This is a genomic window from Polynucleobacter sp. AP-Feld-500C-C5 (assembly GCF_018882265.1).
GTDB lineage: Bacteria > Pseudomonadota > Gammaproteobacteria > Burkholderiales > Burkholderiaceae > Polynucleobacter.
The window spans coordinates 197,142-216,126 of sequence record NZ_JACVOW010000022.1 but is presented as its reverse complement, the minus strand read 5'-3'; the positions used below and the strand labels follow the sequence as shown (position 1 = coordinate 216,126).

Annotated in this window: 22 protein-coding genes; 20 read left to right on the top strand and 2 right to left on the bottom strand. The window is 40.8% G+C overall.

All coding sequences use genetic code 11. The features are described from left to right. Positions 1 to 14: 14 nt before the first annotated feature. The 3 genes from ICN21_RS07515 (at position 15) to ICN21_RS07505 (ending at position 3,251) form a co-directional block, all read left to right on the top strand. On the top strand, positions 15 to 1,073 hold the full coding sequence (locus ICN21_RS07515) for an SRPBCC family protein (protein WP_216177959.1): 1,059 nt from the start codon (positions 15 to 17) through the stop codon (positions 1,071 to 1,073). 6 nt (positions 1,074 to 1,079) lie between these two features. Next, complete coding sequence (locus tag ICN21_RS07510; protein ID WP_216177958.1) at positions 1,080 to 1,706, top strand: hypothetical protein; 627 nt, start codon at positions 1,080 to 1,082, stop codon at positions 1,704 to 1,706. Between the two features lie 588 nt (positions 1,707 to 2,294). Beyond that, positions 2,295 to 3,251, top strand: coding sequence for a hypothetical protein (locus tag ICN21_RS07505; protein ID WP_216177957.1), 957 nt, complete (start codon positions 2,295 to 2,297; stop codon positions 3,249 to 3,251). A gap of 57 nt (positions 3,252 to 3,308) precedes the next feature. Here ICN21_RS07505 and fliE read toward each other — a convergent pair whose 3' ends face one another. Next, entirely contained in the window at positions 3,309 to 3,686 is a 378-nt protein-coding gene (fliE, locus tag ICN21_RS07500; protein WP_216177956.1) for a flagellar hook-basal body complex protein FliE, read from the bottom strand. Between the two features lie 254 nt (positions 3,687 to 3,940). On the opposite strand from fliE, the gene fliF reads away from it, so the two are divergent. From fliF to ICN21_RS07415, 17 genes are all read left to right on the top strand, one after another. Then, a complete protein-coding gene (gene fliF, locus ICN21_RS07495) occupies positions 3,941 to 5,551 on the top strand; it encodes a flagellar basal-body MS-ring/collar protein FliF (RefSeq protein WP_216177955.1) in 1,611 nt (536 codons plus the stop codon). Beyond that, a complete protein-coding gene (gene fliG, locus ICN21_RS07490; protein ID WP_216177954.1) occupies positions 5,551 to 6,552 on the top strand; it encodes a flagellar motor switch protein FliG in 1,002 nt (333 codons plus the stop codon). The genes fliF and fliG overlap by 1 nt, the downstream gene beginning before the upstream one ends. Beyond that, positions 6,545 to 7,201: a FliH/SctL family protein gene (locus tag ICN21_RS07485; RefSeq protein WP_216177953.1), complete on the top strand. Its 657-nt coding sequence runs from the start codon at positions 6,545 to 6,547 to the stop codon at positions 7,199 to 7,201. Before fliG ends, ICN21_RS07485 begins: the two co-directional genes overlap by 8 nt. Then, positions 7,198 to 8,661 carry a flagellar protein export ATPase FliI gene (fliI, locus tag ICN21_RS07480; RefSeq protein ID WP_216177952.1) on the top strand — a complete coding sequence of 488 codons (1,464 nt, stop codon included), beginning with the start codon at positions 7,198 to 7,200 and terminating at the stop codon, positions 8,659 to 8,661. The genes ICN21_RS07485 and fliI overlap by 4 nt, the downstream gene beginning before the upstream one ends. Next, positions 8,661 to 9,113 (top strand): flagellar export protein FliJ, encoded by a 453-nt coding sequence (gene fliJ / locus ICN21_RS07475; RefSeq protein WP_216177950.1) that lies wholly within the window; start codon positions 8,661 to 8,663, stop codon positions 9,111 to 9,113. The genes fliI and fliJ overlap by 1 nt, the downstream gene beginning before the upstream one ends. A gap of 14 nt (positions 9,114 to 9,127) precedes the next feature. Continuing rightward, positions 9,128 to 10,267: a flagellar hook-length control protein FliK gene (locus tag ICN21_RS07470; RefSeq protein WP_216177948.1), complete on the top strand. Its 1,140-nt coding sequence runs from the start codon at positions 9,128 to 9,130 to the stop codon at positions 10,265 to 10,267. 18 nt (positions 10,268 to 10,285) lie between these two features. Next, a complete protein-coding gene (locus tag ICN21_RS07465) occupies positions 10,286 to 10,630 on the top strand; it encodes a BLUF domain-containing protein (RefSeq protein ID WP_216177946.1) in 345 nt (114 codons plus the stop codon). Positions 10,631 to 10,708: 78 nt separating this feature from the next. Further along, a complete protein-coding gene (locus ICN21_RS07460; protein WP_216177945.1) occupies positions 10,709 to 11,131 on the top strand; it encodes a hypothetical protein in 423 nt (140 codons plus the stop codon). Positions 11,132 to 11,299: 168 nt separating this feature from the next. Then, positions 11,300 to 11,794, top strand: a complete 495-nt coding sequence (gene fliL, locus ICN21_RS07455; RefSeq protein ID WP_216177943.1) for a flagellar basal body-associated protein FliL — start codon at positions 11,300 to 11,302, stop codon at positions 11,792 to 11,794. Positions 11,795 to 11,808: 14 nt separating this feature from the next. Continuing rightward, on the top strand, positions 11,809 to 12,825 hold the full coding sequence (gene fliM / locus ICN21_RS07450) for a flagellar motor switch protein FliM (RefSeq protein ID WP_216177941.1): 1,017 nt from the start codon (positions 11,809 to 11,811) through the stop codon (positions 12,823 to 12,825). Then, positions 12,815 to 13,183 carry a flagellar motor switch protein FliN gene (gene fliN, locus ICN21_RS07445; protein WP_255534247.1) on the top strand — a complete coding sequence of 123 codons (369 nt, stop codon included), beginning with the start codon at positions 12,815 to 12,817 and terminating at the stop codon, positions 13,181 to 13,183. Before fliM ends, fliN begins: the two co-directional genes overlap by 11 nt. A gap of 81 nt (positions 13,184 to 13,264) precedes the next feature. Further along, positions 13,265 to 13,777 (top strand): flagellar biosynthetic protein FliO, encoded by a 513-nt coding sequence (gene fliO, locus ICN21_RS07440; RefSeq protein WP_255534246.1) that lies wholly within the window; start codon positions 13,265 to 13,267, stop codon positions 13,775 to 13,777. 13 nt (positions 13,778 to 13,790) lie between these two features. Next, positions 13,791 to 14,582 (top strand): flagellar type III secretion system pore protein FliP, encoded by a 792-nt coding sequence (gene fliP / locus ICN21_RS07435; protein ID WP_216177935.1) that lies wholly within the window; start codon positions 13,791 to 13,793, stop codon positions 14,580 to 14,582. A gap of 9 nt (positions 14,583 to 14,591) precedes the next feature. After that, positions 14,592 to 14,861, top strand: a complete 270-nt coding sequence (gene fliQ, locus ICN21_RS07430; RefSeq protein WP_216177934.1) for a flagellar biosynthesis protein FliQ — start codon at positions 14,592 to 14,594, stop codon at positions 14,859 to 14,861. A gap of 58 nt (positions 14,862 to 14,919) precedes the next feature. Next, on the top strand, positions 14,920 to 15,696 hold the full coding sequence (gene fliR, locus ICN21_RS07425) for a flagellar biosynthetic protein FliR (protein WP_216177932.1): 777 nt from the start codon (positions 14,920 to 14,922) through the stop codon (positions 15,694 to 15,696). Positions 15,697 to 15,723: 27 nt separating this feature from the next. Beyond that, positions 15,724 to 17,301 (top strand): tetratricopeptide repeat protein, encoded by a 1,578-nt coding sequence (locus ICN21_RS07420; protein ID WP_216177930.1) that lies wholly within the window; start codon positions 15,724 to 15,726, stop codon positions 17,299 to 17,301. A gap of 332 nt (positions 17,302 to 17,633) precedes the next feature. Continuing rightward, complete coding sequence (locus ICN21_RS07415; RefSeq protein ID WP_216177927.1) at positions 17,634 to 18,434, top strand: hypothetical protein; 801 nt, start codon at positions 17,634 to 17,636, stop codon at positions 18,432 to 18,434. Between the two features lie 64 nt (positions 18,435 to 18,498). Here the strand turns inward: ICN21_RS07415 and ICN21_RS07410 are convergent, their stop codons facing one another. Next, positions 18,499 to 18,939, bottom strand: coding sequence for a hypothetical protein (locus ICN21_RS07410; RefSeq protein WP_216177925.1), 441 nt, complete (start codon positions 18,937 to 18,939; stop codon positions 18,499 to 18,501). Between the last annotated feature and the right edge of the window lie 46 nt (positions 18,940 to 18,985).

The following is an 18,985-nucleotide window of genomic DNA, read 5'->3' as shown; positions in this document are numbered from 1 at the left end:
AATGAGTAAGTAATATGGATGAATATGCTGAATCTAAGAATAATAATTTATTTCAACAATATTGGGCTTTCTTTTGTTTGACGACAAGGTTCATTAAGAAAAATGATTTTTTAGTAAAAGATATAGCTAATACTTCCGTGCTTTTGAGGTTTGATGGACACTCAATTAGAGCTTTTGAAAATAGATGTCTCCACAGAAATGCTCAAATTTATTCAGAAAAAAGTGGTAATGGCTATTTAATATGCCCTTTTCATGGCTGGGGTTATCGATCAGATGGAGCTCTTGCCACAATTCCTTATAACGATCAGATGTATGGTTTTGATGAGTCAAAGTGTTCTAACATACGCCTGAAAGAATTTAAGATAGAAATAGTTGGTAAGTTTATCTTCTTAAATTTATCAGATGCCCCTCTTAAAATTGAGGATCAATTTTCATTAGAGTTGTTAGAGGATTTGAAGTCGATTAGCAATAACATTGACTCTAGTTATTCAATGACCACCATACATGCTAAATGCAATTGGAAGCTTATCATGGAGATTGTCATGGATGAATTGCATATTCCTTTTGTTCATCCGAGCACAATAAGCACCAAAAAACCATTTGATCCGCCGACCTTCATCGAGGGTGAGGATTTAAAATTTTCACACATCAAAGATTTATCTTATAAGTCTGCGTCATTATTGCCGCATGTCGAAGAGACTTGGCATCATATGGTTGAGGAGTATCCCGCAAAGGGATCCTATCTTGATTACTATTTTTTCCCTAATTTGCATTTTATGGTTCCTACTGGAGGACATAGCTTTGCATATTGCGCTCTATTCCCCCAGGAATATGATTTAACCTCTATTGACTATTTTTATACGACTGCTAAGCGAAAAATTAATAATAGAATATTTTCTATAGTCCACTCAGAAGCGATAGGTTTTGGCCTAAGAACGTTTAAGGAAGATATTGTGATGATGGAAAATGTTCAAAAATCTGCATCTAGTGCAATCCTATCCGGTAATTATGGAAAATATGAAAAACGAATATCGGCTTGGCGCAACTACTTCAGGGACAATAATTTTGAATAGCCTGTAATGAAAAAATTATTTATTTTTAGTGATGAATCTGTTTTCTCCTCGACTGCAAGGAATGTAGCTTTATCCTTGGGTTATGAGGTAGATTCTTATAGCTTTGAAAATCAAAAATTAGACGCTACTATCTCAAATGAAATTTTGTTAAGGCTAAAAGGCCAAGATTTATTTATTGCTTCGGATGAAATGTATTTCAGCATGTTGAGAGTAAATTTAATGAGAGTATTTTCCTTAAGCGATGCATTTAATCTTGTCAATTTAATCGATATGAGCGCATCAATTTCCGAGAAAGTCTCTTTGGGTAAAAATATTTTTGTTGGAAAAAATGCAGTTTTATCTGAAAATGTAATTATTGAGGATGGTGTAATTATTTCTGAGAGTGCTGTAATTCTTCCTAATGTTTTTCTATCTAAAGGCGCCTTCATTGGCCCTAAATCAGTGATTGGGCCTAATGCTCGGCTTGGTTCAAGTAGTGTGATTGGTTCCGAAGTTGAAATAAAATCTATTATGGTTGGGTCAAAATGTAAGATTTTGAATAGAGGCTCTTACAATGAGAATATCCCAGCCCATACAAGCTATATTGAAAATCATGCTCAACCTGTAATTTACGTAGAAAATATATTAATATAATTGGGAATTTAAACTTTATTTTTAGATTTTTTTTGTAAAGCCATTGCTAAACTTTTTATTAGTCGAGGATGATTTATATGTCATCTTTAAGCTGAATGATTTAACACCTGTTTCAGTCGGTTTATTCATGTAAAATTTCCGTTTCACCAAAGTATTTTTTTTGAATAGTCTAGACATATGCCTTTGAATAATCTCCTTCGGCCCCCATCGTCGGACATAGCAAAAAGATTTGGTTAAGTGCGGCAAATTGCTAACTGACTTGCAGCCCCCTCAACTCTATTGTTTTTTATTGAGGCATCAATACTGCGACCGGTTTAGATATAAGCCGAAGATTTAGTTACTTGCTACGGCTTTCATTAAAATTATTTTTTCTGCTCTTAATATCTCTAATTAAATGATGTCATTTTCATTGCCTACGATGAGCTTGATCAGCTATCTGCTGACTCTTAATTATGTCCTCAAATATCTAAATATTATTTTATATAACACTATGACTAGCTTTAATAATAATTGATGGAAACATAAAATATGTTGATATGGAAGGCTATATTTGATTTATGAGGTATCTTCAAACGAAGATTTGTTGCTATGAGTAAAACCTCAATTATAGCCAAGCAACTTCAAGAAAAAGGTTTTGTTGTTTTAAGTAATTTTCTTGATGAAGACGATATTTCATCCGATATGTCAGTCTGGTTAGAGGGTGCCCCCAAATTTAAAGATGGTGTGGTTGGGAGTATCCCCACCAATTTTATGGGCAAGATTCAATCAAAGATTGCTAACTTAATACCAGGCCTAGCTCAGAATATTGGCATAGAGATTGATGCAGACATTTATATCTATAGTGCGATTCGGCTCAATCGGTCTCAAGGCGAACCTGCCCTCAGATTACCTTTTCATTACCATCTCGATCCCAAAATTGCGCCTGGCGGAGTACTCAATTGGCATCTAGATCACTTTAGTTATTACTTAGGTGGCGACCATACCAATTATTTAATTTGTTATTTGCCAGTTCAAAAACCTGATATTCATTCTTGTAACTTAGCGATCATTCCCTATGACATTCTCAAGAAGTTAGATTCCTGCACATTTATGCGAGTGCAGCATCGTGGGGCCTTGCGTTTCAGATGTGTTGAGTCAGATACTATGGCTTGGTTTCAGATGCGCTTTCCTAATGAGCTAGTTGAGGTAGGGCAGTGGTATGCAATTGATGATTTTTATCCTTCGCCCGGCTGGAAGCTTGATATTGACATAGAGCAGCATAAAGTTGTGCCGCAATTATCCGTTGGTGATTTGCTAATTATGAGGGCGGATGTTATTCATAGAACGGAGGATGCCAAAACTGATCGCATTTCTATTCGCTGTGACGCCATTCCTAGGAATGCAAGGTGGTTGTATTCATGGTTCAGCTTATTCAAAATGGGATTGATGCTTCCATTTGAATACCCCAAGGTTAGGTATAACAAAAAAATTTGGCTGAAAGCGGTGCTTGCGAATCGACTCAGGGCTTCTAAACTAGGCCACTATTTTTTATCGAGGCCTCAATAGAGGGTGTGGTTTAGAGATTTGGTAGTAGTCTAATTTGATTACCCCATGTGCTCTAACTTAAACCTGCATATTCATAATGTCGTGATATGCAGATACCAGCTTATTTCTGACTTGGACGGTAGCCTGAAAGGATAAACTGGCTTTTTGGGTAGCAATCATGACATCGGATAAGTGCACGCTGTCGTCCCCTAGGGAAAAATTCTTGCCTAATTCAACAGCTTTAGTATGGGTGTCGTTGACCTGATCTAAGGAGGATTTAAGGGCAGCGGCAAAGTCGATGGAGGGACCAGATTTGGTTCCACTACCGTCAGTAATGCCTTTGATGCTATCCAAGCTATTTAAAGGGCTTGCAAGGCTTGGGGCGGCAGCTGAGGCAGCCCTAAGTTGGGCCAACATTGCCTGAATACGCCCTGAATCAATAGCGCCGACACTCATGATGGAACTCCTTACCTTTACATTTGTAATGAAGCTAATGTATCAGTAATGCATGCCAGCAGTTTTGCTAATAAGAAGGAAAAAAAGGCCTTATTCCTTGAATTGAAATAACTCTGCCCTGATCATAATTACGTCTAACTACTACTTTTCTTTAGGGCTTTTGTGCAGATTATGCTAAAAAAAATGATTTTACCAGCATCGACGGCGGTACTCAATCCCTTTTTCTATTCCACTAATTTGCCAAGGAGCAAGTGATGGAAGCTATATTAGAACGACTCAATTTGCAGGGCAAAAGTAAGCAATTGTTCTTGTCTGCAGGAATTGCTATGGCCATAGCAGTTATGGTCGTATTTTGGATTTGGAGTCAAAGTCCTAAATATAAAGTTGTCTTTTCAAACTTTAATGATAAAGATGGTGGAGCAATTGTGGCTGTTTTAGAGCAACAAAATATTCCATTTAAGCTGGCAGATGGCGGTGGTTCTATTTTAGTTCCTTCAGACCTCGTCTATCAAACTCGCCTCAAACTGGCTGCCATGGGCTTGCCAAAAGCTGGCAATGTTGGCTTTGAGTTACTCGAGAATCAAAAATTTGGTGTTTCTCAATTCGTTGAGCAGGTCAACTTCCAGCGTGGCTTAGAAGGCGAGCTTGAGCGCAGTATTCAGTCGATCTCCGGAGTTGAAAGTGCTCGGGTACATCTAGCGATTCCAAAATCATCGGTATTTGTACGTGATGCCCAAAAACCAACAGCTTCTGTTTTGATTAAGCTCCTACAGGGTAGAACTCTAGGTCAACATCAAGTGAGCGCTATTGTGCATTTAATTGCTAGTAGCGTCCCTAATCTGGGCATCTCGAATGTTGACGTAGTCGACCAAAATGGTAATTTACTCTCTGATGCTAGCAAGGGCGGAGCTAAAACTTTGGATGCCAATCAACTCAAGTATGTTGAGGAGATTCAAAAAAATGTTACGAAACGAGTGCAGTCTATTATTTCTCCTATGTTAGGTGATAAAAATGTGCGCGCTGAAACTAACGTAGAAATTGATTTTTCAAATACTGAAGAGGCAAATGAAATCTATAAGCCTAATCAAAAGCCTGAGGTAGCAGTCGTTCGGAGCTTGCAAAGCAATGAATCTATCGTCCCTGCGGGTTCAACAACTGGTGGCGTACCGGGGGCTCTCAGTAATCAGCCGCCTGCCAATGGCACTGCTCCTCTTAATACTACTGGCAATAACCCGCCTGGTGGAGCAGCTGCCGGTGCTTCGGCCACTCCACCTGCACAAGTTGCAATGAATAGCCAAAGAAATACGACAACTAACTATGAAGTAGATAAAACTATTTCCTTTACCCAAAAATCGATGGGTGGTATCAAGCGTTTATCTGTTGCCGTGGTCGTGAACAATAAGCCGGATGTAGATGCTGAGGGTAAGGCGATTATGCGCCCTCTGAATGATGCCGAGAAACAGCAAATTATCGATTTGGCTAAACAGGCAATGGGTTTTAATGAGTCTAGGGGAGATAGCTTGACAGTGGTGAACACTCCATTTTCAGCACTAAAAGAAGATGATCTGCCTGAATTGCCTATCTGGAAAGATCCAGCTAATATTGAATTAGCTAAAAATATTGGCCAAATTTTATTTGGAGTGATTGTGCTCTTCCTGATCTATCGTAAGGCTGTGAAACCAATGTTAGCGAACCTATTGGCTCCTGATCCGGTACCAGAAAATACTGAAGAACTCGATGAAAATGGTAGACCTTTGCCAAAATTATCACCTTATCAAAGGGATCTGAAAAATGTTCAGGCGCTGGCCAAGGAAAATCCTAAGGTGATCGCAGATGTTGTGGGTACTTGGGTTGGAAATAGTTAATGGCTCAAGAAAATAGCATCCTTAAAGCTGCCATCCTGATGCTAGCTCTTGGTGAAGAGGGAGCTTCAATGGTAATGAAGCATGTTTCACCTCGAGACGTGCAAAAGCTTAGTACGGTAATGACTACCCTGCGAAAAGTAGATCAGTCTGCCGTTGCTGAAACATTGCGGGATTTCTTTAGCTTCGCTGGTGAAGGGGCGTCACTTAATATTGATACAGACTCCTTTACGCGCAATGTGTTGACACAGGCTCTAGGTCAAGAAACTGCTGCAGGATTATTTGAGCGCATCCTAGAAAATCAAGACTCTGAAGGTATTGAAAACTTAAAGTGGATGGACGCTTCAGCAGTTGCGGATTTAATTCGTTATGAGCATCCTCAAATTATTGCGACTATCTTAGTCCATCTAGAGCCTGAACAATCTTCACAGATACTCTCTTTATTTAATGAAGATCTTCGTAAAGATACGATGTTACGAATCGCTACGCTTGAGGAAATTAAGCCACAGGCACTAAAAGAGCTCAATGTGGTTCTTGCGAGATTATTGAGCGGGGCACAAACCTCTGCGAAAAAGCAGATTGGTGGTATCAGGGCTGCTGCAGAAATCATGAACTATATCGGTCAAGCTCCACAACAAGTATTGATGGATCGTATTAAAGAATATGACATTGATATCGCAGAGAAAATTAATGATGAAATGTTTACCTTTGATGACATCATTGGAATTGATGATCGTGGAATTCAGACGATCTTGCGCGATGTTCAATCTGATGCTTTGATTGTTGCTCTCAAGGGCGCTAACGCTGAACTGCGTGAAAAGATTCTCAAAAATATGTCTACCCGTGCCGCAGATATGATGCGCGAGGATTTAGAAAATAGAGGCCCTGTAAAACTCTCTGAGGTCGAAGCGCAGCAAAAAGAAATTCTGGTGGTTGTAAGAGGACTGATAGAGGATGGTTCTGTAATGTTGCCTGGTAAGGGTGGAGGCGAAGATTATGTCTAATCCTGAGCCTTCTCGTGCTTGGCCAAAAACACTTGGCGAATCCTTTTTTACTGATTTACACCCTCCCAAGAAGCCAGTTCAGCGTGAGCCTAGTAGTGCTCAATCCATTAGCTTTTCCCCGGAGAAGATCAAAGGCATTTTAGATAAGGCCTATTTAGATGGCTTTGATCGCGGTATGAAGAGCGGTCATGAAGCAGGCATGAAGTTGGCTAATGAAAAGTTAGCAGTAGAGCAGGTAGCCTTAACTCACTTAATGAATGGATTTAGTGCCAGCGCTAAGGATAAAAGTAAGACATTGTGTCATGATGTCCTGGCGCTTGCTTTAGACATTGCAAAGGCCATGCTAAAAGAGCAACTCAAGGTCAATCAAGCTACTGTATTGCCTATATTGCAGCATGCCACCAATAGTCTGATTGATGCCCAAGACCCAATATCTTTAAGCTTGCATCCAGATGATGCTCAAATTGTTCGGCAATATTTACAGTCTGAGTTACACGATTGGAGCATTCAAGAGGATATTCAAATCGAGCGCGGCGGCTGCGTAATTGAAACATCTGGCAATACTATAGATGCAACTAATGCCAATCGTTGGCGCCTGCTATGTGACGCGCTCGGTCAAAACAATACATGGTTGGAGGAGGGGGTATGAGTGCCACTTCACAAGCTGACCTAGTTGATATCAATTCACCTTTAATCAATTTAGATGGCTATCTTGATAACTACTTGCGCAATTGCTCAGGAGTATTGTCGACGCTAGATAATCTTGAAGTAGCTGGGCGTGTAAATAAAGTCACTGGCTTAGTGGTTGAAGCAGGTGGAATTTATTTACCGATTGGCAGTATTTGTCTAATACCCATGGCTGATGGTCAGCAGGTTGAAGCGGAAGTAGTCGGTTTTGATCATGGGCGTTTATTTTTAATGCCCCAAAGTGATATTGATGGTATTGCCCCCGAGGCAAAAGTGATTCTTAAATCAATGCCAGTTCGACATTCTGAGTTTCACCAGCCCTTTGAGCTTAAATCTTCCTCCTTGACTAAAAATACCGGTAGAGTTACCCAGCTTCCAGTTGGTGAACATCTTCTAGGTCGTGTCCTAGATGCTAGTGGACTGCCTTTAGATGATCTGGGTCCCCTTCAGGCCGAGCACTTTTCTCCTTTGCAGTCTGCACCCATTAATCCATTAAAGCGCGCTCCAATTGATACGATTTTGGATGTTGGTGTAAAGGCTATTAATGGATTATTGACCGTAGGACGTGGTCAGCGCATGGGCTTGTTTGCTGGTTCTGGTGTTGGTAAAAGCGTTCTTTTGGGAATGATGGCACGTTATACAGATGCAGATGTGATTGTTGTTGGACTAATCGGTGAGCGTGGTCGAGAAGTGAAAGAGTTTATTGAAAACATCCTTGGCCCAGTTGGTTTAGCCCGCTCAGTTATTGTCGCTGCTCCGGCTGATGCTTCGCCTTTGATGCGTTTACAAGGTGCTAACTATTCGGCAACCATTGCAGAACACTTTCGCAATCAAGGGAAGCATGTTTTGCTGATCATGGATTCTTTAACACGATTTGCGATGGCGCAACGAGAAATTGCCCTTGCCTTAGGTGAGCCTCCCGCTACAAAAGGTTATCCACCTTCTGTATTTGCAAAGTTACCTAAATTGGTTGAGCGCGCTGGCAATAGTGACCTTGGTGGTGGCTCCATCACTGCTTTTTATACTGTATTAACTGAGGGCGACGATCAGCAAGATCCAATAGCGGATGCCGCTAGAGCTATTTTGGATGGTCATATTGTGCTTGACCGTACGCTTGCAGAGGCAGGTCACTATCCCGCAATTGATATTGAGCAGTCTATTAGTCGTGTCATGAATAGCATCGTTAGTCCAGAGCATCAACAAGCTGCACGAAAGTTAAAGCAGTTGAGCTCTAGATATACTCGTAATCAAGATCTCATTAATGTGGGCGCCTATGTGACGGGTTCTGATACTGTATTAGATGAGGCAATTAATAAGCGACATTTGATTGAAGCATTCTTGCAACAAGACTTTGCCGAGCAAGTGAATGCCCAATCAAGTATTGGCCAATTAAGTCAGCTAATTTCTGGTAATAAAGCATAATGGCTAATTCTCTTAATGTCATGAATACGCTTTTAGGGATTGCTAAGCGCAACCTTGATAGAGCTGCCGAGTCCTTGGCAAAGGTAAATCAGGATATTGCAGATGCTCGAGAGCAGCAAAAACGATTACAGGCATTTCGGGAAGAATATATTGCACAACGTAAATCAATTGCTTCAGAAGGAATTACAGCAACAGATTTAAAAAATTACGAGTTGTTCTTAAAGAGTATCGACAAGGCAATTGTGAGTCAAGATGGTGCGATTCATCAATATATTGAAATTGCTAAGCAACATAGCAAACACTGGCAAGCTTGCCAGACCAAAAAAAGATCCTACGAAGTCATTATCGAAAGAAATTTGCAGCAGATTCAAAAAATGACTAATAGGCGTGAGCAAAAGTTAATGGATGAATTTAGTAGCAATCAACGCCGGTTCTTAATGGTAAATTCCTGATAGGAATAATCAAGATGAATATTGATGTGAAAGCCCAAGCCCAATCCTTGCTCAATATGAATTCTAGTCAGGAGCCAGTGACTTCTTCGAGTCAATCTTCTGGGGCCGCCAGCGCGCCCATATTTGGTCAAATGCTTTCTAATCAGGTCAAGGTCTTTCAGGTACAGGATGCTAAAAATACTGTAGATACTGCCCAACTTCTTTCACCTAAATTTGAGCATGCTAGTAAGACAGAAGCAAAGGCCAATAGTCATGCTGCAAATCATTCAGGTCAAACTCATCACTCGAGTGAGTGGGTTAGTCTCAGTGGATCAAACCTTGCTAGCAGAGCCCAAGTATCAGTTAACATCCAAAATCCACACGCTGGCTCGAATACTGAGCTTGCTTTTACTAAGCTGGCTGAAATGCAAGCTCAAGCAAAGAATATGCGCTTATTTTCTAATGACGCTTTATTGAATAGTTCAACATCAGATGCTAAAGCTGAGTTTTCAATTTCCCATACTCGCTTGCCAAATGCTATGAGGGTATTTGGAAAAATGGGACTTTTGGGTGATTCAGACAAGGAAGCAAACCATGCTAAGACGCCTGCTAATCATGATTCAGAGGCAATTACTTCAGTAGGAGTAGGTGGGGTAGAGCATCGGAGTCAAGGGCAAAGAGGTCAGGATGGCGGGAGTCACCCGGATGCTGACTCGGACTCTACTCAACTGCGCACGAATTCCTTCCAGGGGCAAATTCATGCCTCTTTTGGCTCACTTCAATGGAATGAGGAAATCAGCCAAAAGTTAGTATTTATGATTGGTGCTAATATGCACTGTGCAGTTTTAAACCTCAATCCTGAGAATCTTGGCCCCTTAAAAATTATTATTGCTGTGCAAGACCATTTAGTAAATTCAACCTTTATTTCTAATAATGAAGAGGTTCGTCAAGCATTGCAGGATGGAGTGGAAACTCTTCGTGCTTCCATGAAGAAGTCTGGGCTTAATCTGGGCCAGGCAGATATTCAATCTGGTAAGAGTTTTAAGCAAAGTCAAGAGGAGGTCTTGGCAACCTTGCTGCCAGAACATCAAGTTGAGCTTGCTCAGGCTATAAGTAATCAATGTCAGGAAGCTCGAATTTTTCTTGCTGACGGAACAGTAAATGTTTTTGTTTAAGTCCATTCCTATTTAGACATGTATCAACTCATCTACGTCAGCTCTTCTACAGAGACCTTTACCCGGGAAAAGTTCTTGGATTTAGCCTTTGTCATGAGTAGCCAGAATACCAAAATTGGTATTACTGGAATGTTGGTATTTAAGGATGGAAATTTTATGGAAGTCTTGGAGGGGGAGGAGGCTGCCGTGAAAGAGCTCTTTAGCAAAATCAATGTTGATCCTCGGCATACCTTGGTTAGTGTTATTCAGGAGGGCGATATTAGTGCCCGCGAGTACTCTAGTTGGGCTATGACTTTTTATAACTCTGCAACCGAACAATATGAACATGTTGGCTCTCCAATCCAGTGGCAGGACAATTCATGAGCCTATTTATGAGAATTGAGGGCAAAACCCCCTCTTATTTTTCTAATTGAAATCCTTTTTGGCTTATAAAATCAATCCATGAGTATTAGTAGCTTATCCCAATCTCTCTCCTCAGTACAACTCGCAAGCGACTCCAGTGGTCGTTTGAGCAAAGTTACGGACGAAAAAAAATCCTCCGTTGAGGCTTCTCAGTCAAGCTTTTTGGGTGATTTGAGTAGTTTTTTGGGTAAAGCTATTTCTGGTGGCTTAACTGTAGCCTCTGCAGCGAGCTCTTTGGCTATTCCTGGAGCATCCTTGGGGATATCAAAATTGGGCGAAGCTGCTGCAGGCTCACTTTTGCATGGCTTTATGAGCTCTACATTATCGAATACTGCTCCTGAGATGGGTTCAGCCTTGGCGGCAGTAAGTGGCGATTCTGGTCAGCGAATGATGGCCCATCAGGTTTACCAGCATAATCAACTCATTTCTTCCCCGGGCGCTAGCTTTCTTGCTAAAGCCTAATATCTCAAGCATTTTAGTAAAGACCTCCGTTGCTATCTAAACCCTTGTTTTAGGCTGCGGCAGTATTAATCTAAACCCTTGTTTAGGGGGTTTTTCCCCCTCTTTTCTGAGTTTCCGTAGTCATCATTAGGCTCCATAATTGTCCATAATTTCAATATGGAGCCCTAAATGGCGATTGCACCTTCAGAAGACAAGCCGGTCAAACCTAAATCCAACAAGATGCTCTTCATCATTTTGGGAGCACTTTTAGTGTTGGGATTGGCTGGCGGAGCAGCTTACTATTTTTTGGTAGTTAAGGCTGGCGATAAATCGAGTGAAGTCTCAAAGCCAAAGGTGCCTGAAGTTCAGATATTTGTGCCATTAGAAATCTTTACTGTCAATTTACGCCCTGAAGCTACTGAGCCTCAGCAGTATCTGCAGACAATGATTAATTTACAAGTATCTTCCGAAGAAGCTGCAGTTGCCTTAAAGGGTCGCATGCCAGAACTACGTAATCGTATCTTGTTCATCCTGACCAATAAAAAAGCTTCCGAAATTACCTCTATAGAAGGTAAAAATGCACTCATTACAGAAATTACCGAGCAAGTACAAAAACCCTTTAGCGGTAGTGAAACTGAACAAAAAATCACTGGCGTATATTTCACTTCTTTCATTATTCAGTAATTTCAGAGTAAATCATGGCAGATGACAATCTCACCGATACTGAGCTGGACGAACTGTTAAAGGACGTCGAAGTCACAGAAGAGCAGCAAGAGTCCATCAAAGATCAGCAGTATCGTGATGAACAGGTCCAATCTTTTAAATTAGGAGCTCAAGAGCGCATCGTTCGCGGACGCATGCCTGCGATTGAAACCATCCATGAAAGGTTTATTCGCTTATTTCGAATTACTACCTCGAGTCTTTTAGGGACCTTAACTGAAATTAAGGTAAGCCCAACCACTACTTGTAAATATAGTGAAATCCTAGCTAAACATAGCCAGCCTACTAATATCAATATGGTGAAGTTCAAGCCCCTTCGAGGCACAGGCTTGATTGTGATGGATCCTGATTTTGTTCTTTATGTAGTCGATAACCTATTTGGTGGTGGTAGCCGTTTTCCAGTAACAATTGAAGGTCGTGAATTTACTGGCACAGAACTAAGAATTGTTGAACGTATATTAAAGCTGTTCTTTGATTCTTACCAAGAGGCTTGGGCACCCATACATCCGATTGAATGTGATCATGTTGGCTCAGAAATGAATTTGACGTTTGTCAACATCGCGATGTCAAGTGAGTTAATGTCAATGACAACATTTACGATCGGTATCGGTGAAAAATCCTACGACCTTGATCTGTGCTTGCCATACATGATGCTCGAGCCCATCATGGATCTTCTGACCTCTCAAATGCAAGGCGCTATTCAAGAGCTTGATGATGCTTGGGCCCATTCACTAACAAGTCAAGTAGAGCTTGTGGATATAGAGCTAGTAGCGAGTTTAGGCAAAAAAAATCTACTCATGGAAGAGATTATTGCCCTAAAGGTAGGGGATACGATTCCCTTAATTTTTTCTTCAGAAATTCCAGTGACAGTCAATAATGTTCCTGTACTGTCATGTCGTTACGGAATATTTAACAACCAATATGCTCTGCGCGTAGAAAAGCTCTTAAGGCCGGATGCATCTGAATACACCAAAGGAGCCCATGATGGCAGATGAAATTGAATCTAGCAACCCAGAGCAAGAGGTGATACAAGTCGCTGGATCAGAAGTATTTCGCGAGCTCGATGATGGCTCTAAGTCCCCTGAGCGAGAAAAGGATTTAGATTTTATTCGCGATATTCCGGTCCAGTTGTCTGTAGAGCTAGGTCGCACCAAGATTTCAATTAAAAACCTTTTGCAATTAGCGCAAGGATCAATTGTTGAGCTTGATGCAGCTGCTGGAGACTTAATGGATATTTTAGTAAACGGCACCATGATTGCAAAGGGTGAGGTTGTGGTGGTGAATGAAAAATTTGGCGTTCGACTCACTGAAATTATTACCCCTGTAGAGCGTATTCGCAAACTCAACAAATAAGCCTAATATATTTTCTACTTTCCCATGCTCAATTTACGCCACTACCTTTTAGTCATTAGTCTTTTCTTTTCGGAGATGGCTATGGCTCAGATTACCCGTGTGCCAGAAGCTGAGGGCGGGCCTTTTAGGGTAATTCTTGGTTTGGTTTTGGTGTTGGCTCTAATTGCCCTTTTGGCGTGGGTAATGAAAAAAATGAATCATGCCAAAATTGGCAATCAATCAGTTGCTAAAATCGTTGGCGGCGTGAGCGTTGGTTCACGTGAGCGTGTAGTTGTTGTTGAAATTGGTGGACATTGGGTAGTCGTTGGAGTGGCATCTGGTCAGGTGACTAGTCTTGCGAATTTCAATATTGCAGATTTAGATTTTGGCGAGAATGCCCAAAATGAGCCTCAGTTTTACGAAGAAGCTCCTGGATCGTCAGTAAATCGTCCTACTAGAGAAAAGCGTTCTGCTGAACCTCGCTTTGAATTTAGATCTGAGTTTGATCAGGATCAGATACGTGAAGAGCAAGTATTTACCAGCGCTCTTAGCTCTGTTAAGAAAAGTGCGTTCAATAAAGAGAATATTAAGCGCATCTTGCGTAAGTTACTTTAAGGCACAGATCGCTATGATTACTTTAAAAATCTCTCAATCTATTTCACCTAATACTAGAACTCTGATTTTTAGTATTTTTCTTGGCTTGGGTTTGGCATGTCTTTGCATCCCGAGTTTTGCTGCTAATAATGCCTCATTAAATGTGCTTTCTAGTTCAGCAGGTCCTGGCGGTAGCCAAAACTATAGTTTGAGTTTGCAAACTTTAATTTTGCTCACATCACTATCTTTTTTGCCAACTGTTTTGTTAATGATGACAAGTTTTACTCGTATCATTATTGTGTTGTCACTTTTGCGTCAGGCAATAGGTGCGCAATCCTCTCCACCAAATCAAATTTTATTAGGTTTGGCTTTATTTCTTACATTCTTTGTGATGGGCCCTGTGTTTGATCGAGTTTACAAAGAGGCTTATCAGCCTCTTAATGAGAATAAGATTACGATGCAGCAAGCTTTGGATAAAGGTTCCATACCAATCAAAGAATTTATGCTGAAGCAAACTCGTGAAACAGATTTGGCCTTATTTTTAAATATGTCTGGGAGCAAGGTTACAACGCCTGAAGATATTCCACTCAGCGTTTTGGTGCCTAGCTTCATGACCAGTGAGCTTAAAACTGGGTTTCAGATTGGCTTTAGTATTTTCATCCCTTTTTTGATTATCGATATGGTTGTTGCTAGCGTGTTGATGGCGATGGGTATGATGATGGTCTCGCCGGCAATTATTTCTTTGCCATTCAAGCTCATGTTGTTTGTACTGGTTGACGGTTGGCAACTTTTATTGGGCTCTTTAGCGGCCAGTTTTGCTTCTTAAGGATCTATTATGTCTCCAGAATCAGTCATGAATATGGGCCGCCTGGCGATGGAAACTACCATCTTGGTTGCAGCACCTTTGTTATTGGTAGCCCTCATCGTAGGTTTAGTAGTTTCAATATTTCAGGCCGCTACTCAAATTAATGAAGCAACACTCTCTTTCATTCCAAAATTATTAAGTATTTTTGTGACGCTTATTATTGTGGGTCCTTGGATGCTATCTGTTTTAGTTACTTATATGCGAGGCATGTTTACTAATTTTTCTCTACTTATCGGTTAAAGCTCGATAGCAAATTCGAGTCATTACAGCCAGTTAAAAATTGAAGCCTTCTTAAAAGATGCTGATACTTAACAGCGATTTAATCCAAACTTGGGTAGTGAGTATCCTCATTCCTTTAGTGCGAATTTTAGGTTTTGTAGCTATCGCTCCTTTTTTTGGTAATAAAGCTATTACTATTCCCATCAAAGTATCGATGGGTATTTTATTGGCTGCGGTTATATCGCCAGCAGCTCCTGCAATGCCCTTGATTGACGTGCTCTCCTTAAATGGGGTCTTGATCTTGACCGAACAAATGCTAATTGGATTTGCAATTGGCTTTATGGTGCAGATTATTTTTAGTGCTATTGAATTGGCAGGGCAGGTCAGCGGTATGACTATGGGCTTTGGCTTTGCTACAAGCTATGACCCCCAATCTGCTGGAACAACAGTTGTGATTAGTGAATTAATGGGTATTTTGGCTTTGCTCGTGTTCCTGAGTATGAACGGCCATTTAATTATGATTTCTGCTCTTTTAGAAAGTTTTTATGCCTTCCCAGTTACGCTAGAACCTAGAATGATTGATGGCATGACTATTGCGTTATGGGGGGCAAAACTCTTCAGCATTGCTTTGCAATTGTCTTTACCTATCGTGGCTACTTTGTTAATCACTAATTTAGCTTTGGGAATTCTGACTAAAGCTTCGCCACAGCTCAATATATTTGGTATTGGTTTCCCAATTACGCTTGGCGTTGGATTCCTCGTTGTGATGCTGATGTTGCCTACTATGGCAGCCCCTTATCAATTTATCTTAGAGCAGGGTATGGCAGCAAGTAAATCTATGCTCAAGTTTAGATAAACCTTTTGCGAGCAGAGGCCTTAATTCATGAATGAAACAGTCGCTAGCGCGTTTGAGCATATTGAGCAAGGCAATCTAGAGCAAGCAAAATTGATTTACGAGGCCATCCTTCAAGACCAGCCCCAGCAATTTGATGCTTTATATATGTTAGGTGCAATATTAAGTAACGAGGAGCCTACTAGATCTATCCAATTACTTTCAAAGGCGATTGAAATTAATCCCCATGTTCCTGAATGTTTTGTGAGTGCTGCTAGTGCTCTGATTCAATTGGGGAATTACCAGAAAGCGATTGATTATTGCAAGCAAGCTCTATCTTTAAGGGCTAACTCTTGGGAGGCCAACGCTAATTTGAGCGCAGCTTTCTACCACTTAAAACGTTGGAATGAAGCATTGTTATACGCCAATATATCCATCAGCCTTCAACCACAGATGGCAACATTATTTGCAAACCGTGCCAATATATTGCAGGAACTCTTTCTTAATGACCAGGCCTTGGAAGATTTTGGGGTGGCGATTGAGTTAGCTGCCAGTAATGCCCAGTTTTATCTAGATCGAAGCAAAACCTATCATGCGCTTCATTTGACTCATTTGGCGATTGAAGATCTGCAAAAAGCAATCATGATTAATCCACAATTTGTGGAAGCGCAAATTGATCTTGCTAGGCTCCATTTGCTCAGCGGTAGCTACCAATTGGGCTGGTATCAATATGATTGGCGCTGGCAAGATAAAGACTTTAATTCACGGCCCCTTGTTAGTAAAAAGCCTTTTTGGACTTCCGGCGGCAACTTTTCGCGAGTGTTGATTTGGGCGGAGCAGGGGATAGGCGAGCAAATTCTTTTTGGTGGACTACTTCCTGAAATGAAAAAAACAGTATCCGACCTGACTGTGCAAGTAGATCCGAGTTTGATTTCTCTATTTAAGCGCTCTATGCCAGAAATAAATTTTTTTTCAACTGAGCAGTTTGTTGATGAGGATCGATACGATGCTCATCTTCCGATCGGTAACTTGGCAGGTCTCTTTAGAAATCATCTCGATGATTTTTGTAATGTAAAGACTCAGTTTCTTGAAGCTAATAAACAGCAAATAGATAACATCAAAGACTCTTTATGTAGCAAAGATCAGCTTTTGATCGGCATCTCTTGCAAGCAAGAAAATAGTCAGTCAGATGCTAAGACGGCTATAAATCTAAATCAGATTATCAGCGCCCTCAATATGCCGGGTGTTAAATTTGTTAATCTTGAGGACGGTGATGATGAAGTACAAATTCAGGAACTTCAAAAACAATCTCTGATTGAGGTAATAACGCGCTCTCAACTTGAAAATCAAAAGAACCTTGATGATTTAGCGGCCCTGATTAGCGCCTGTGATCTAGTCATTTCTTTGGATAATCCCATCGTTCATTTAGCTGGTGCTCTCAATAAGCCTTGCTGGGTCTTATTAACCAAGACCCCAAACTGGCGTTGGCTTTTAAATGTAAATTTAACCCCATGGTATCCCAGTCTGAGACTTTGTAGACAAACTATTGATGGACAATGGGATGATGTTTTTCAAAAAATTCGGGCAGACTTAATGCCTTTATTCAATTCTCCTGCGCATTATCACTAAAGAGCTTTGCTAAAGAGTTGGGCGTTGATATTTCCTTGCTTGTTCCATCATTCTAATAAGGCGCCTTCAAATCTAGCGAAAAAGGCATTCCATAAAGCAGTCAAATTCAGCTAGTCAAAGGGGTGGATAAAAGAGTGGATAAAATGAGGTAACTATATCCAGTTGAGCCCAAAATGATGGCTTAGCTAGCTCTTATGTGCCTAGTCTGTAAAAAATTTCTGAGAATTATTAAAGGTTTACTTAAGTTTGCCGTAAATTAGGATGTAGAGGTTTAGTTTTACACTAAATTTATGGTTAAATGACCTTAGGTCATTTCCATAGGTGAATCTCTCATGTCTACCTTAATTCCAAGACTTTCGCCCATTCTCTCGAATGCTATCAATTCTGCTCAAGAAAAAATTGTAAAAACTCAAACTGAGTTAGCTACAGGCATTAATCCGAATTTGAGTGCGGCAAATGCTAGCGTCATTTTGTCCCTCTCTTCTGATATGTCAACCTGGGATACTAGAACAACTGGCCTTAAAACTGCCAATGATTTAGTAGGTGTTACCCAAACGGGTCTCGCTTCGATATCAAGTATTTTGTATCAAATGCTAAATTTGGTGAACTCTGCAGTTGCAGACTCTACAAATGCCTCTACTTATGGAAGCACCTATCAGTCTCTTGGACTGCAAATTAAATCTATCGCTAGTAGTTCGCTGATAAATGGGCAAACCTTGCTTGGCCTGAGTCCAGGAATCACTATTTATCCAGCGCTCAGTGCAAGCATTAGCTCAAGCATAGCTGGCTATGACTTTACTACCTTAGGCACTTCGCTGGCGGCCGAGCATGACTTGTCTGCTAGTGCATCTGTATCGACAGGTACAAAGATAACAAATCTCAATACTTACATTGACCAGGTCAGCGCCATGCAATCGTCAATGAGCGCTTATAGTGGGGCAATTAAAGCCAATATCACTGCGGCGATGGGGTTTTCTAGTGGCCTCTCTGCTTATATTGATGATCTACAAAACGTTGATGCCACTGCATTACAAGCCCAACTTCAAGTCCATAACAATCAACTGAGTATTGATTACTACCTAGTAGGGCAATTGAACGCTGCTGCAGCTGAAGAACTAAGAATTTTTAGATAGTAGTACTTCGATTCGGAAATATGGGCCTTACAGATGCTGCTTGCAGTCTATGGGCAGCAAAGTTCTAAGCAGTATTTTGCTGTTTTGCCGTGTTATCAGAGTCCGCTACTGCAGGTGCTTTGTTGTAGGGCTCTAGAATGATCTCTATAGAGGTAATGACGAGAGGTAGGTAATCCATTTTTTGGGTTTGGATGGTGCTATTGAGAATTTGAATATTAGTACTGTAGATATTTTTGAGCATCGTGCGATGCTGAGAGTTCAACTTCTCATTCAGATTTTCTTGAACCCACTGTAAACCCTCTGAAACTTCAAGGAGTTTTTTATGAGTTTCAACTGGATTAAATTCCCCAGACATAATGCGCTTAAGAATCATGATGACGGATTCAAACCAGCGTTTTTCAAAGCTAGCGCCAGTGAGGTTGTTGTCAACCGACACATAAGCATTAATAGCGTTTTGTTTTTGAAAAATTTTGGACTCTACTTTCTGTTCTCTGCTATGGTTCAACACCTTAATTTACGCTAATTTATCATATCAGCGTAAATTAAGATCT

Excerpts from the sequence above, each read along its gene's own strand:
- ICN21_RS07515 (WP_216177959.1), top strand. The coding sequence starts at position 15 with ATGGATGAATATGCTGAATCTAAGAATAATAATTTATTTCAACAATAT.
- ICN21_RS07510 (WP_216177958.1), top strand. The coding sequence starts at position 1,080 with ATGAAAAAATTATTTATTTTTAGTGATGAATCTGTTTTCTCCTCGACT.
- ICN21_RS07505 (WP_216177957.1), top strand. The coding sequence starts at position 2,295 with ATGAGTAAAACCTCAATTATAGCCAAGCAACTTCAAGAAAAAGGTTTT.
- fliE (WP_216177956.1), bottom strand. The coding sequence starts at position 3,686 with ATGAGTGTCGGCGCTATTGATTCAGGGCGTATTCAGGCAATGTTGGCC.
- fliF (WP_216177955.1), top strand. The coding sequence starts at position 3,941 with ATGGAAGCTATATTAGAACGACTCAATTTGCAGGGCAAAAGTAAGCAA.
- fliG (WP_216177954.1), top strand. The coding sequence starts at position 5,551 with ATGGCTCAAGAAAATAGCATCCTTAAAGCTGCCATCCTGATGCTAGCT.
- ICN21_RS07485 (WP_216177953.1), top strand. The coding sequence starts at position 6,545 with ATGTCTAATCCTGAGCCTTCTCGTGCTTGGCCAAAAACACTTGGCGAA.
- fliI (WP_216177952.1), top strand. The coding sequence starts at position 7,198 with ATGAGTGCCACTTCACAAGCTGACCTAGTTGATATCAATTCACCTTTA.
- fliJ (WP_216177950.1), top strand. The coding sequence starts at position 8,661 with ATGGCTAATTCTCTTAATGTCATGAATACGCTTTTAGGGATTGCTAAG.
- ICN21_RS07470 (WP_216177948.1), top strand. The coding sequence starts at position 9,128 with ATGAATATTGATGTGAAAGCCCAAGCCCAATCCTTGCTCAATATGAAT.
- ICN21_RS07465 (WP_216177946.1), top strand. The coding sequence starts at position 10,286 with ATGTATCAACTCATCTACGTCAGCTCTTCTACAGAGACCTTTACCCGG.
- ICN21_RS07460 (WP_216177945.1), top strand. The coding sequence starts at position 10,709 with ATGAGTATTAGTAGCTTATCCCAATCTCTCTCCTCAGTACAACTCGCA.
- fliL (WP_216177943.1), top strand. The coding sequence starts at position 11,300 with ATGGCGATTGCACCTTCAGAAGACAAGCCGGTCAAACCTAAATCCAAC.
- fliM (WP_216177941.1), top strand. The coding sequence starts at position 11,809 with ATGGCAGATGACAATCTCACCGATACTGAGCTGGACGAACTGTTAAAG.
- fliN (WP_255534247.1), top strand. The coding sequence starts at position 12,815 with ATGGCAGATGAAATTGAATCTAGCAACCCAGAGCAAGAGGTGATACAA.
- fliO (WP_255534246.1), top strand. The coding sequence starts at position 13,265 with ATGGCTCAGATTACCCGTGTGCCAGAAGCTGAGGGCGGGCCTTTTAGG.
- fliP (WP_216177935.1), top strand. The coding sequence starts at position 13,791 with ATGATTACTTTAAAAATCTCTCAATCTATTTCACCTAATACTAGAACT.
- fliQ (WP_216177934.1), top strand. The coding sequence starts at position 14,592 with ATGTCTCCAGAATCAGTCATGAATATGGGCCGCCTGGCGATGGAAACT.
- fliR (WP_216177932.1), top strand. The coding sequence starts at position 14,920 with ATGCTGATACTTAACAGCGATTTAATCCAAACTTGGGTAGTGAGTATC.
- ICN21_RS07420 (WP_216177930.1), top strand. The coding sequence starts at position 15,724 with ATGAATGAAACAGTCGCTAGCGCGTTTGAGCATATTGAGCAAGGCAAT.
- ICN21_RS07415 (WP_216177927.1), top strand. The coding sequence starts at position 17,634 with ATGTCTACCTTAATTCCAAGACTTTCGCCCATTCTCTCGAATGCTATC.